Genomic DNA, 13,057 nt, shown 5'->3' on the forward strand with positions numbered 1-13,057 from the left:
GAATACGTGCGGCAGTGGCGTGACTGCACATTCGTCAATGCCGTCAATACATGCATGAACCCCCGTTCGGTGTTGGCCGACGAGGGTTCTGCATGTTCGCGTTGGTGTTATTTCGCCGCCGCTATTTCGCCATTTTCAAGGCGAACAGGTAGCGCGGTCGACCGGTGAGATCGTTGCCGGTTCGAGCCTCGCCGAATCCGTGCGTCAGCACGTACTCACACAGCGCATCGCCCTGGCTGATGTCATGTTCCATCACCAGTGCGCCACCGTCGCGCAATAGTGTCGCCGAGCGGTCGATGATGCGTTCGGGGATGCGCAGTCCGTCCGCCGATCCTCCGTACAGTGCGAGTTCGGGATCATGGTCGCGCACTTCGGGCTGTTCGGGGATCTCGGATTCGGGGATGTACGGCGGGTTCGTGATCACCAGATCGACGCTGCCGTCGAGATCACGCAACGTTTTGTCCGCAGTGGCGTCGCCGAGTACGAGATGATAGCGGTCCACCACATCGGGATGGTCGTGAATGACTCGCTGTCGATTGCGCTCCGTCCACGTATATGTGGTTTCACTGAGTTCCACGGCCCACACGTCACCGTTTGGCACCTCGACCGCCACCGACAGGCCGATGATGCCGCTGCCGGCGCACAGATCGACCACACGAGGATGCTGCACGTCGACCGTCGCCAGCCAATCCAATCCGGCCTGCACCACGATCTCGGTCTCCGGACGCGGGATGAACACGCCGGGACCGACCTCGACCTCAAGATATCGGAAGGGCGCGATGCCGACGATGTACTGCAACGGCTCGCGCGCGGCACGCCGTTCGATCATGGCACGGTATGTGGCGCGGTCGAACGACGGCGGCAGATCACGGCCCATCAGCATGATCATGTCGAGATCACGCAACGATATTCCGGCCGCGTGCGCCATCAGCAGTTTGGCATCATGCTCGGGCGTATCCACGCCGGCGCGACGCAGAACGTCGGACGCGCTGTGCATTAAGCGCGCGGCATCGGTCGTCTCACTCGAAAATGTCATGCTTCCAGAATCCCACCTTCTTAGTGTGATCACACTAAAAAAACAGGACCCTTGGAATTTCAAGGATTTCAGCCTGTTCAGCCAGTTAGCGTGATCACACTAAGGAAGTTGCTTTACTGCTTGTCGGCCTGGGCGAGGCGTGCGGCCTCGTCGGCCTGGATGTCGGAGTCGATCACGGCCTGCAGGTCGCCGTCGAGCACCTGGTCGAGGTTGTACGCCTTGTAGTTCGTACGATGATCGACGATGCGGTTCTCCGGGAAGTTGTATGTGCGGATGCGTTCGGAACGGTCCAGCGAACGCACCTGCGAGTGACGCATGTCGGCGGCCTCGGCGGCCTCCTGCTCGTGCTTCATGGCCAGCAGTCGGGACTTGAGCACGCGCAACGCGGCGGCACGGTTCTGGATCTGCGACTTCTCGTCCTGCATGCTCACCACGATGCCCGTAGGGATATGCGTCATGCGCACGGCGGAGTACGTGGTGTTCACGGACTGTCCGCCGGGGCCGGAGCTCATGAAGATGTCGATCTTGAGGTCCTTCGGATCGATTTCGATCTCATCGTCATCGTCGTCGGCTTCGGGGAACACGATCACGCCGGCCGCGGACGTCTGGATGCGCCCCTGCGATTCGGTGACGGGGATGCGCTGCACGCGATGCACGCCGCCCTCGTACTTGAGCGAGGCCCATACGCCGTCGGCGGGGGCCACGGTTCCCTTGGCACGAATGGCGATCTGCACGTCCTTCACGCCGCCAAGCTCGGTGCCGTTCTGGCTCTGGATCTCGCACGACCATCCGCGGCGTTCCGCATAACGCGTGTACATGCGCAGCAGATCGCCGGCGAACAGTGCGGCCTCCTCGCCGCCGGCACCGGCCTTGATCTCCATGATCGTGTCACGGGCGTCGTCCGGATCGCGCGGAATCAGTGCGGTACGCAGCTTTTCGCGTGCCTCGGGAAGTTCACTCTCCAGCTTCTTCGCCTCGTCGGCGAAGTCGGGGTCTTCGGAGGCCATTTCCTTGGCGGCCTCATAGTCGTCGTTGATCGTCATGTACCGCTGGTATGCGGAGACGATCACGCTCAGCTCGGCATGGCGACGACCGAGTTTGCGCATTTTCTCGGGGTCGGACGCCACTTCGGGCTGGCTCATTTCCTGTTCGATCTTGTGATATTCGTCAACCGCGGTCTTCGCCGCCGGGAATTCTTCCGCCATGTTCGCTTTCCGTTCTCTGTGCAGGTCGTGTCTGCGGTTCCAATCGTGGTCAACCTGCCGTGGTCAAACCTTGTTCAAGCATACAAAAACGCCAGTCCCGCGGATGGGCCGAAAGGGCCCGGACGGGACTGGCGTTGCAACGTCTGCTACTTGGCCTTCTTGCCGTAACGACGCTCGAAGCGAGCCACGCGACCACCGGTGTCCAGAATCTTCTGCTTGCCGGTGTAGAACGGGTGGCACTTGGCACACACGTCGGCCGTGATGTGGCCGGAGGTGATGGTCGAACGGGTCACGAAGGTGTTGCCGCACGAGCACACGACCTCAGTGGGCACGTATTCGGGATGAATACCCTGCTGCATGATTACTCCTAGGATCTATTTCAGGACCGGGTCGCCGTACCCCAATGGCATGACGTGAACCGGAACCTATGGGATTATACGCGCAAGTCTGGATTACGACAAGCCGGCATAACGACGGCACGATAACGGTACGATAGCGGCACGATAACGGCATGAAAAACGCCCCGGCAGGGATTCGAACCCCGTCGAGGCGCTGCAATTCTCATTAATCCGGCCCGAGGCGGCGGAGAGAGAGGAGATCCAGTCGCTTCGGGCAAGTGTGTGATATGGGCCGTATGGCCCGACCGTCACTCGGCGAGGTCGTGGGCCATTTCCTCGAAGGCGGCGAGGTAGGTGTCGCAGGCCTTCTCGTCGTGGGCGACGGACAGGGTCCATTCCTCCTCGCGACCGGGGGCCATGTAGACTCCACGGTTGGCCTGATACAGCCATGCGAGCTGGTTCAGCGCCGCGTTCTGGCCCTTGCGGAAGCTCACGTAGTCGGTGATCTTGTGCGGGGAGAAGGTGACGCAGCCCTTGGCACCGAAGCCCTGGGCGTAGCCGGGGAAGTCGTACTTCTTGATGATCGCACTGCAGCCGTCCATCAAGCGCTGGTTCATCTTGTCAAGATGTTCGTAGGCAGCGGGCGTCAGCACCTTTTCCAGGCTGGCACGGGCGGCGGCCATCGACAGCGGATTGCCGGAGAAGGTGCCGACCTGATAGACGGAACCGTCCTCGACCACGCTCATGACCTCATCGTTGCCGCCGATGGCACCGGAGGGCAGACCGCCGGCGAGCGACTTGGCGATGGTGACCATGTCGGGGGTCACGCCGAACAGCTTGGTGGCGCCGCCAGGGCCCACGGTCAGGCCGGTCTTGACCTCGTCGAAGATCAGGACGATGCCATGCTTCTTCGTCACCTCGCGCACACCCTCGAGGTATCCGGGCTCCGGCGGCACGATCGACATGTTCATCAGGCAGGCTTCCATGATGAGGCAGGCGGGAGCCTCACCGGCGGATTCCATCTCCTCGATGCGGTGCTCTAGCGCATCAAGATCGTTGAACGGCACCGGCACGGTCAGTTCGACGGTGGCCTTCGGGATGCCCGCGCCGTAGGGCAGGGACTTCAGGTGGTAGCGGTCGCCGATGTTGTTGTAGTCCTCGGAGATGGAGATCATCACGGCGTCGTGATGGCCGTGGTAGGAACCGAAGATCTTCATGATGTGGTCGCGGTGCGTGTAGGCGCGGGCGATACGGATGGCGTCCATGGTGGATTCCGAGCCGGAGTTGTTGAAACGCCACTTCGGCAGTCCGAAGCGTTCGGTCAGCTCCTCGGCGACCACCACGTCATCCCAGTCGGGCATGGCGAAGTGCGATCCCTTGGAGAAGCGGTCGTTGACGGCCTCGGCGATGATCGGGTTGGCGTGGCCCTGCAGCATGGCGCCGAATCCGTTGTTGAAATCGTAGTATTCGTTGCCGTCGACGTCCCACATCTTGGCACCCTGGCCGCGATCCACGTAGATCGGCCACGGATCGCGCAGCTGGTAGGAGGACGCGACGCCGTTGCACAGGTGCTTGCGTGCGCGTTCGTACATGTCACGGGACTTGCCGAGCTTGGCGTTGAGCTTCTCACCTTCCTTCTCGGTGAGTTCCTTGATTCGGGTTTCATCGATCGTCGTTGTCATGGCCAACTCCTTTACTGCGTTTTCCCTAATGCCTATAGAAAACCACCTATTTATTTCGCAGTTATTAACTAATTTATCTACGATTTACATATCCATATCGCCGTAATGACGACGACAACGTCATAACAGCACCGTGACGATACCGATACCGTGACAACGCCGTCCGAGACAACAAAAAGCCTCCCCGGTGTGGGGAGGCTTGGCGACGATGGCATTGGGAACGACACCGGCAGATGCCGAACAATGCCGGGCACTATCAACGACGTCAGCTACGGAAGTCCTCGAACATCATGGTGTAGTTGTCGTTGAGCTTGTTCGAGCAGCGTTTTTCCAGAATCGCGTGCTTGAGTTCGTCGGCGGACGGCACGATCACGTTCTTGTCGCGCATGTCCTCGGGCAGCAGTTCGTCGCCGCCGTCCAGCACGCTGCCGGCGCCGGCGCTCTGCTCCACCGCGGTCTTGTTCTGCGGGTCGAGCATCCAGTTGATGAACGTCTTGGCCTGATCGATGTTCGTCGCGCCGCGCGATATCGCCACATTGTCGACGAACTTGTTCGCCCCGTCGGACGGGAACACGAATCGCAGGTCGGGATTGCTCGACATGGCCTGATAGGCGTCGTAGCTCCATGCCATACCGACCTTCTGCTCACCAGACGCCAGACGATCGGCCACACCCTCCGAACTCAGCACGCCCACCTTCGATTTATACGACTGCAGCAGATCGCTGGCGTTCTGATAGTCCTGCGGCTTGGTGGCGCACTGATCACTGCCGACCGCACGCAACGCGGCGTTCACGATCTCAATCTGATCGTTGAGCAGCTGCGTCTTGCCCCACGACGCCTTGGGATGGAAGAAATCATTCCACGACGTCGGCGCATCGGACTGCGGAATCGCCTTCGCGTTGTACACGATGCCCGTGTAGCTCACGATGTACGGGATGGAGTACTGCATCGTCTTGTCGTAGTAGGGATTGCGGAACTCCTGCTTGATGTTCTTCGCATTGGGCAGCGAGTTCACGTCGAACTTCATGAGCAGCCCCTCGTACTTGAGTTGCTCGACCATATAGTCGCTCGGCATGACGATGTCATAGCCTTCGCCGCCCGTGGACTGCAGCTTGGCCTCAAGAGCCTCGTTGCTGTCGAAGGTGTCGACGCTGAGCGTGATGCCCGTGTCCTGCTCGAACGCCTTGATCACATCGTCGGGCATATAGCCGGCCCATGTGTAGATGTGCAGTTCGCCGCCGTGCGCCTCATGATATGGTCCAGTCGCCTCGGCCGTGCCGCCGCTGACTGATACGTCACTCACGCCGCCGGAGCAACCGGCCAATCCGAACACCAGACCGGAGCATAATGCCGCTGCGAAAACCTTTACACAGGAACTCGCGATCTTCGAAATTCGAAATTGTCTGCGCGAAGTATCCGAATCCGACAACGTTCCGTTCATCGCACACGTATTCATAGGCATGATCATGATTCCCCTCCCCTACTTGCTACTTGCTCTTGCGGTTCGTCAGCACCGTGGACGTGACCGTGATGACGATCGCCAGCAACAGCAGCAGCGTGGCGACCACGTTGATGCTCGGGTTCACGCCCTTGCGGATCAGCGAGAAGATGTAGATCGGCAGCGTGGTGGTGCCGGCGGTGGTGAGGAAGTTCGAGATCATGAAGTCATCCATGGACACGACGAACGCCATCAGCGCGCCGGAGATCACGCCCGGCGTAAGCAGTGGCAGCGTCACGCGCGTCACCGTGGTGAAACCGGGTGCGCCCAGATCCTCGGCGGCCTCGAAGCACGCCCTGTCGAGCGTCTGCAGTCGCGCGCGGATCGGCATGACCACGAACGGAATGCAGAACGTGGTGTGCGCCAGGACCAGCGGCACGTATCCGGGGGCCATGCCGATCAGTCGGATGAACGCCATGGTGGCGACACCGAGCACGATTTCCGGGATCAGCATGGACGCGTTGATCAGTGCGGTGGCGAGTTCCGAACCGGCTCGGGACATGTGGTCGATGGCCAGCACGTAGAGCACGCCGAGCAGTGTGGACAGCACGGTGGCGATCAGCGCGACGATCAGCGATGTTTCGGTGGCTTTGATGATCGCACCGTTGGTGAACACCTCGCCTTACCAGCGGAACGAGAAGCCTTCCCATAGCAGGGCCTGTCGGCCGCCGTTGAACGAGAAGAACACGACGATCGCCATCGGCACGTACAGGAACGCGAGTACGAAGACGCTGAGGAATCCGACGGCCGGGAACCGTTTCAGTGAATTGTCGCGGTTGCCGGAGCGACGGGTGCTGAGCGGCCGGTCGGGTTTCTTCTCCTCCAGCCAATCCGGCATCTGCGCACCGGAATCGGCGCCATCCGCCGCACGCTCGGCCTGGGCTCGGGCGACGAGCGCACCGAACTCGTCACTGTCGGAATACTTCACGGCCTTGGGATCGACATCATCATGCAACATGCTCATAGCGTCATACCCGCCTTTCGAGAAGCCTTGCCGCCGAGTACGGTCGCCAGGAACGCACCAAGCAGGGTGATGGCCAGAATCACTGTGGACAGCGCCGCGCCGAACGGCCAGTTACGAGCCTCGGCGAACTGCGAGGCGATGAGGTTGCCCACCATGAGCACGCGTCCGCCGCCGAGCAGCACGGGCTGCACGTAGGAGCCGAACGCAGGGATGAAGCACAGTGCCACGCCGCTCATCACGCCGGGCATGGCGGCGCGCAGGATCACACGACGCATCACGGTGAGCTTGTGGGCGCCCAGATCGTAGGCCGCCTCGACGAGACGGAAATCAAAGCCGGACAGTGCGGAATACATCGGCAGGATGGCGAACGGCAGGAACGTGTAGATCAGGCCGATCACCGAGGCGAACGACGTATACAACAGCTGCTGCTTGCCGATTCCCAGCAGGTTGGCGGCCCAGTTGATCGGTCCGTTTTCGTTGAGGATGAGCATCCACGCGTAGGTGCGCACCAGCAGGTTGGTCCAGAACGGGATGGTGACCAGCAGGACGAGAATCTGCTGGACTTTCGCGCTTTTCATTGACATCCACAGGGCGATGGGGAACGCGAGCGCCACGCATACGGCGGTGGTGAGCAACGCCTGCCACAGGGATGTGCCGAAGACCTCGAGGTATCGGGTGTCGAAGAACCGGTTACCGAAGAAGTCGTGGCGGAAGAGCAGTTTTTCGTAGGCGTCGGTGGCGAACTGGAACTTCACGCCACCGCCCATGTCGGGGCGGCTCATGAACGAGAACGCCACGATCACGCACATCGGGCCGAGGGTGAACAGCAGTCCGATGAGAATGGACGGAATGGCGTAGGCGCGGTGGAGCAGACCAGGTTTCACGGCGTGCGGGGAACCGAACCAGCGGTGCCATGCGGATTCCGTGGGCGCGGTCGCAGTCGCGGCGGATTCCGTATGCACGGTCGCGGTGGTCACGGTCGCGGTGTTGTCCAACGCCGTCTTCTGGTCGATCGGCGGCTTGTCGCTCTTGGTGTTGGAATCGGAATCGTTGCCGGTCATTATCGTTCCACCACCCTCATATGTTCGGCCTCCACGTGCACGCTCACCGTGGCCCCCTGATAGAGGACGCTGGTGTCGAACGGCGGTGAGACGCGAACGAGCAGCAGCGTGCCGTCGCCCAGTCGCACGTGACAACGCACGTCGGCGCCCATGAATACGACGGTTTCCACGGTTCCCTGCAGTGCGGTGTCGTCCGGCGCGGCCAGATTGATGCGTTCGGGGCGCACGGCGGCGCAGATCTCGGCACCGTCGGCCAGATCGGAGATGTCCTGCTTGACGTGGAACGGCACGCCTTCGACGGTGATCACGCCGTCACCGCTCTTGACCGCGTCGAGGAAGTTGATGTCGCCGATGAAGTCGGCTACGAACCGGTTGGATGGCTCGTTGTAGATCTGTTCCGGCGTGCCCACCTGTTCGGGACGCCCCTTGGAGAAGACGGCGATGCGGTCGCCCATCGAGAGGGCCTCCTCCTGATCGTGGGTGACGAAGATGAACGTGATGCCGGTCTCACGCTGGATGCGCTTGAGCTCCACCTGCATCTGACGACGCAGCTTGAAGTCGAGTGCGGACAGGGATTCGTCGAGCAGCAGCACCTTGGGACGCTTGGCGAGCGAACGGGCCAATGCCACGCGCTGCTGCTGGCCGCCGGACATCTGGCTGGGTTTGCGGCCGCCGAAATCGCCAAGGTGCACAAGGTCGAGCATCTCCTGCACGGTTCTGGCGATCTCGTCCTTGGGCTTCTTCTCCATCTCCAGACCGAACGCCACGTTCTGCGCGACGGTCATGTGCGGGAACAGCGCGTAGCTTTGGAACACGGTGTTCACCGGTCGATCGTAGGGAGGCAGAGGATCGATGCGCTGGTCGCCGAGGTAGATTTCGCCGGCGTCCAGACTTTCCAGGCCGGCGATCGACCGCAACAACGTGGTCTTGCCGCAACCGGACGGGCCAAGCAGAATAAAGAACTCGCCCTTGTGGATTGCCAGACTCACGTCGTCGATGGCATGGACCTCCTTGCCTTCCGCCGATATGAACGTCTTCTTCGCATGATTAATCGTCAGACCGGATTCACGCAGCTCGACCTCCGGGTCGCGAGCTACCACCACCTTCTGCGCAGCACTCATCGCGCCTCCCTTGTTGGTTCACATCACGAAGCCTATACAAGGGGACTGTGGTTTCAGTAAGGTAAACAAGACATTGCGACTGATTTCGAGGATTTACATACGGCAGACGGCAGAAACCGTATTAGCATGTGTATTTTGTGGCGGAAATCGTATGATATAGGCACGCCGAGGGAGGGTCCAAGATTCGAACCCTCCTTGTCTCATTCTTGCGCATCAGACGTAACGTGTCATGACACCGGTCATGCCGAGTACACCACGTCGCCGTCCACCACCGTGCCGAGAATCGGCATCGTGCCGATCTCCTCGGGAGTGAGCGCATAGGGGTCCGCTCCGAACACGGTCAGGTCCGCCGTATACCCCGGGGCCAGCTGTCCGGATGTCGCGCTCTCCCCACGAGCCACAGCGCATGAACGGGTGTATCCGTCGAGCAGCTGCGGAACGGTCAGCGACTCATCCGGCACCACCGGGCCCAGATCAGGACGATCAAACGGACGACGCAGCACGCCATCGGCGATGGTGAACCTCGGATCGTAGGGAGCCACCGGCCAATCGGAACCGATGGCCAGCACGGCACCGCCGTCGACCAGACTACGCGTACGGAACGCATACCCCTCACGAGGTTCGCCAAGCTTGCGGGACCAGTTGTCAGTGTGATCCGCCAACAAGAAGCGCGTGCAATGCAATGGCATCATGCTCAAAAACAGCGGGCTGGACGTCACCGTACGCACCACGTCATCATCCATCATCTCCAGATGTTCGATCGAATGCGAACCATGCGAACCACCGTTGACATCCCCCAGTTCGTCCAGCAACGCGGACACCACACGCACATGAGTGAGCACACCCTCATCGCCAATCGCATGCGCCACCGTATCGATACGCGCCTCGATCAGATTGCGCATCAGATTCCGGTAGGCATCCAGATCGGTCCACGCACCGAAATCACTGTCTCCGTGCACATCCGGCTTCTGCAGCCATGCCGTACCGCCATCGATACTGCCATCCATGAACAGTTTCACGCCGGTGACCGCCCAACGACGACCATGACGCCCGATCAGCTCCTGCAGGTAGGAGATGTCGGAACCCATGGCCTGGCGCGCCACCGGATGGATCCGCAGTTTGATACCAAGATCAGTGGTCTCCTCGGCCTTGGCAAGCAGCGCAAGATCCTCCGCGCTCATATCCATCACATGGGCACCGGTCAGGCCAGTGGCCGCCATACCGTTCAGCACGTCAACGATACGCTGGACCTTCTGTGCCCCCGTCAACGGCGGCATTACGGCATAGATCAGATCCTTCGCCTCGAACTCCAGAACATGCCCGGTGGGCGTACCATCTGGATAGCAGGCGATGCACGCCGACGAATTCGGAAAATCAACAGGGCCGGAAATTCCTGCGGCCTTGAGCACAGCAGGAGACACCAGCAACGAATGCATGTCTGCCAGAGCGATCACGCACGGGCGCTCGCCGATAATCGAGGCAAACGGTTCGAACACGATTGGGCCTCCATGGTATAGGGTCGGGTCCAATCCCCATGCATACACCCACTCCCCTGCGGGAACCGTAGCCGCATAATCCGCAAGACGACGCTGAGCCTCCTGCATGGAGACCGATCCGGTCATGTCCACGCCGAGAGCGTCGGAGGTCGCGCCGGAAATGGGATGGCTGTGGGAGTCCGTAAGCCCCGGCGTGATCACGCCACCGCCGAAATCGACGATCGTCACGTCGTCTCGCTGACGCAGGTCATCGACCGCGCCGACCGCGGTAATCGTGGAGCCATCCACCAGCACGGCGTTGGCATTGCGATCATCGGCAGCGGTCATGGAATGGACGGCGTCGGCCACGAATAATGTCGACATGATGCTTCTCCTTGCTTATTCGTCGAAATTGGTTCGTATTGATTCGAAACGGTTACGGTTATGCAGCGATTGAAAACGCGGACGATGGCAGGACCTGCGCACAGGATTATGCGGTTACTATGCGGTTAGGCGCCGAGCCCTTCACGACGCAGCAAACGCCCATAGGATTCGGGACGGCGCGTCTTATAGAACGGAAACAGTGTAATCCAGTCGTCACGTTGCGCCAGATCAAGATGGGCTACCAACACGGCGTCACGATCACGCGGCGCCTGCACGAGCACGCGACCGAACGGGTCGGAGATGAATGACGATCCATAGAACGTGACCTTGCCCTCGTTCCCGTATCGGTTCGGCACCACCATGAACGTGCCGTTGGCAATGCCGTTGGCGCGAATCGTCTGCTCCCACAACGGCTCGGTGTCGAAATCCGGATAGTCCGGTTCGGATCCGATGGCCGTGGGATACGAGAGGATCTGCGCACCCTGCATGCCGTACATACGAGCGGTTTCGGGGAACCACTCATCCCAGCAGGTGGGCAGCCCCAGACGCGGCTCACCTTCGATAGGCAGCGTCACCACCGGATATGGGTTCTCCGCGGTATCGTCGTCTGCCGGTCCGGGAGCGAAATATTCGTCCTCGTAGTATCCGGCGGTGATAGGGATATGCATTTTGCGAGTGCGCTGGACCAGCGTGCCGTCAGGAGCCACGAGTACGGCGGTGTTATACCCGCGTTCGGAGTCGGCACCGGTTTTCTCGAACACGGATCCTGCGATATACACGTTGTGCGCACGGGCCTGTTCGCGGAAGAACGTTACGCTCGGACCGTCTTCAAGACTTTCCGCCATGGCCGATCGCGCCGATGGATCAGGACGTACGTCAGCCATGTAACGCAGCATGGTCAGCTCCTGCAGGAACACGATGCGTGCACCGGCTAGCGAAGCCTGAATGATTCCAGCCGCCAGGACGGACCGGTGTTCTTCCGGGTCTTCATGCCATTTCGTTTGCACCAGTCCCACGCCCACGACGTTGGGTTCACGTTCGACGCGAGGGCAAAGGCTGGGCAGGTTTTCCGCCGTATACAGATCCATGATGAGCTCCTTTTCAACGTTATTCGAATACTGAATGCCGGTCGCCAATACAGCCGATTGGTATTGGGACTGCGACTAGTCGACCGCCGGCTGCTGCTGGGTGATGCAGTGGATGCCTCCGCCGCGGTCAAACAGCGGTTTGGCGTATATCGGCTCCACGTGACGGCCCGGATACGCCTGTTCCAGTACGGCGAGCGCCTTGTCATCGTTGGGATCGTGAAAGGTGCAGGCAACCACGACACCATTGGCCGCGTAATGATTGATGTAGCTGAAGTCCGTAGGAGTGCCGTCCGTCTCATACCCCTGTTGCGGTGCCGGTACGGGAATGACGGTGAATTGGCGCCCGGTCGCGTCACGGGCTTCGGACAGCACACGTTCGATCTGGCGCGAGACCTCATAATCGGGGTGATTCCGGTCCTGCTGATCATGGAACAGCACGACGCCGGGCTGCGGCATGCATGCGACGATGTCCACATGCCCGCGCGTGCCGAATTCGCCGTAGTCCCGGGTCAAGCCGCGTGGCAGCCAGATGACCTTCTCCACGCCAAGCATGTGATGCAGTTCCCGTTCGATGTCCTCACGCGTCTTGCCGGGATTGCGATGCGGGTCCAACGCCACGGTTTCAGTGAGGATTGCGGTGCCTTGACCGTCCACGTGGAAGCCGCCGCCTTCGAACACATAGGAGCTGCTGATCGCATCAACGCCGGCCGCATGTGCCACGCGTTTGGCGAGTAGCTCGTCCTTGTCCCAGGTGGACCACTGCTGTTGCCCCCAACCGTTGAATACCCAGTCGACGGCTTTGAGAGTGCCCCTGACGATTGGAGTAGACGATGTATCGGAGCCGTGTTCGATGACGAATGTGGGGCCGCTGTCACGCATCCAGCAGTCGTTCAGAGGACATGAGTGGAGTGTCACGTCATCATCCAGCACGCCTGCGGCGATCGTTTCCAATGCGGGATCGACCATCATCGACACTGGTTCGTACCGCGCGATGATGTTCGCCACCGAAGACCATGTGCCGATGGCCTCGTCCCGCGATTGTGCGGTACTACCCAGCACATAGCCTTCGGTCGGGAACGACATCCATGTGCGTTCGTGCCTACCTGTTTCTGCAGGCATTACATAGGTCATTGCTGTCACCTTCCGGTTCCGTTTTGCTCCGGATTGCTTGGGTTGCTTTCCGGGTTTTACACGTTGGCTCGAAT

12 protein-coding genes are annotated in these 13,057 nt (G+C 60.6%); all 12 read right to left on the bottom strand.

Annotation, left to right across the window (positions count from 1 at the left end):
* Positions 1 to 121: 121 nt before the first annotated feature.
* Positions 122 to 1,036: a peptide chain release factor N(5)-glutamine methyltransferase gene (gene prmC / locus BTIS_RS04375; protein WP_094662985.1), complete on the bottom strand. Its 915-nt coding sequence runs from the start codon at positions 1,034 to 1,036 to the stop codon at positions 122 to 124.
* A 113-nt stretch (positions 1,037 to 1,149) separates the two neighbouring features.
* Positions 1,150 to 2,241 (bottom strand): peptide chain release factor 1, encoded by a 1,092-nt coding sequence (gene prfA, locus BTIS_RS04380; RefSeq protein WP_094662987.1) that lies wholly within the window; start codon positions 2,239 to 2,241, stop codon positions 1,150 to 1,152.
* Positions 2,242 to 2,387: 146 nt separating this feature from the next.
* On the bottom strand, positions 2,388 to 2,600 hold the full coding sequence (gene rpmE, locus BTIS_RS04385) for a 50S ribosomal protein L31 (protein ID WP_093959848.1): 213 nt from the start codon (positions 2,598 to 2,600) through the stop codon (positions 2,388 to 2,390).
* 287 nt (positions 2,601 to 2,887) lie between these two features.
* On the bottom strand, positions 2,888 to 4,261 hold the full coding sequence (locus tag BTIS_RS04390; RefSeq protein WP_094662989.1) for an aspartate aminotransferase family protein: 1,374 nt from the start codon (positions 4,259 to 4,261) through the stop codon (positions 2,888 to 2,890).
* A 265-nt stretch (positions 4,262 to 4,526) separates the two neighbouring features.
* On the bottom strand, positions 4,527 to 5,564 hold the full coding sequence (locus tag BTIS_RS04395) for an ABC transporter substrate-binding protein (RefSeq protein WP_158216838.1): 1,038 nt from the start codon (positions 5,562 to 5,564) through the stop codon (positions 4,527 to 4,529).
* A 184-nt stretch (positions 5,565 to 5,748) separates the two neighbouring features.
* Positions 5,749 to 6,375: an ABC transporter permease gene (locus BTIS_RS04400; protein ID WP_094662993.1), complete on the bottom strand. Its 627-nt coding sequence runs from the start codon at positions 6,373 to 6,375 to the stop codon at positions 5,749 to 5,751.
* Between the two features lie 6 nt (positions 6,376 to 6,381).
* Positions 6,382 to 6,723, bottom strand: coding sequence for a hypothetical protein (locus BTIS_RS04405; RefSeq protein WP_094662995.1), 342 nt, complete (start codon positions 6,721 to 6,723; stop codon positions 6,382 to 6,384).
* Positions 6,720 to 7,784, bottom strand: a complete 1,065-nt coding sequence (locus tag BTIS_RS04410; RefSeq protein WP_094662997.1) for an ABC transporter permease — start codon at positions 7,782 to 7,784, stop codon at positions 6,720 to 6,722. Before BTIS_RS04410 ends, BTIS_RS04405 begins: the two co-directional genes overlap by 4 nt.
* Entirely contained in the window at positions 7,784 to 8,905 is a 1,122-nt protein-coding gene (locus tag BTIS_RS04415) for an ABC transporter ATP-binding protein (RefSeq protein WP_094662999.1), read from the bottom strand. Before BTIS_RS04415 ends, BTIS_RS04410 begins: the two co-directional genes overlap by 1 nt.
* Before the next feature lie 239 nt (positions 8,906 to 9,144).
* A complete protein-coding gene (locus tag BTIS_RS04420) occupies positions 9,145 to 10,764 on the bottom strand; it encodes an amidohydrolase (RefSeq protein ID WP_094663001.1) in 1,620 nt (539 codons plus the stop codon).
* A 125-nt stretch (positions 10,765 to 10,889) separates the two neighbouring features.
* Complete coding sequence (locus BTIS_RS04425; protein WP_094663003.1) at positions 10,890 to 11,852, bottom strand: nitrilase-related carbon-nitrogen hydrolase; 963 nt, start codon at positions 11,850 to 11,852, stop codon at positions 10,890 to 10,892.
* A gap of 75 nt (positions 11,853 to 11,927) precedes the next feature.
* Positions 11,928 to 12,971 (bottom strand): agmatine deiminase family protein, encoded by a 1,044-nt coding sequence (locus BTIS_RS04430; protein ID WP_211279424.1) that lies wholly within the window; start codon positions 12,969 to 12,971, stop codon positions 11,928 to 11,930.
* Between the last annotated feature and the right edge of the window lie 86 nt (positions 12,972 to 13,057).

It is taken from the genome of Bifidobacterium tissieri, from assembly GCF_002259645.1.
GTDB classification, from domain to species: Bacteria; Actinomycetota; Actinomycetes; order Actinomycetales; family Bifidobacteriaceae; genus Galliscardovia; species Galliscardovia tissieri.

Bases quoted from the DNA above. Each gene is read 5' to 3' on its own strand.
- prfA (WP_094662987.1), bottom strand. From the start codon at position 2,241: ATGGCGGAAGAATTCCCGGCGGCGAAGACCGCGGTTGACGAATATCAC.
- BTIS_RS04405 (WP_094662995.1), bottom strand. From the start codon at position 6,723: ATGAGCATGTTGCATGATGATGTCGATCCCAAGGCCGTGAAGTATTCC.
- BTIS_RS04420 (WP_094663001.1), bottom strand. From the start codon at position 10,764: ATGTCGACATTATTCGTGGCCGACGCCGTCCATTCCATGACCGCTGCC.
- BTIS_RS04430 (WP_211279424.1), bottom strand. From the start codon at position 12,971: ATGCCTGCAGAAACAGGTAGGCACGAACGCACATGGATGTCGTTCCCG.
- BTIS_RS04425 (WP_094663003.1), bottom strand. From the start codon at position 11,852: ATGGATCTGTATACGGCGGAAAACCTGCCCAGCCTTTGCCCTCGCGTC.
- BTIS_RS04415 (WP_094662999.1), bottom strand. From the start codon at position 8,905: ATGAGTGCTGCGCAGAAGGTGGTGGTAGCTCGCGACCCGGAGGTCGAG.
- BTIS_RS04390 (WP_094662989.1), bottom strand. From the start codon at position 4,261: ATGACAACGACGATCGATGAAACCCGAATCAAGGAACTCACCGAGAAG.
- BTIS_RS04410 (WP_094662997.1), bottom strand. From the start codon at position 7,784: ATGACCGGCAACGATTCCGATTCCAACACCAAGAGCGACAAGCCGCCG.
- prmC (WP_094662985.1), bottom strand. From the start codon at position 1,036: ATGACATTTTCGAGTGAGACGACCGATGCCGCGCGCTTAATGCACAGC.
- rpmE (WP_093959848.1), bottom strand. From the start codon at position 2,600: ATGCAGCAGGGTATTCATCCCGAATACGTGCCCACTGAGGTCGTGTGC.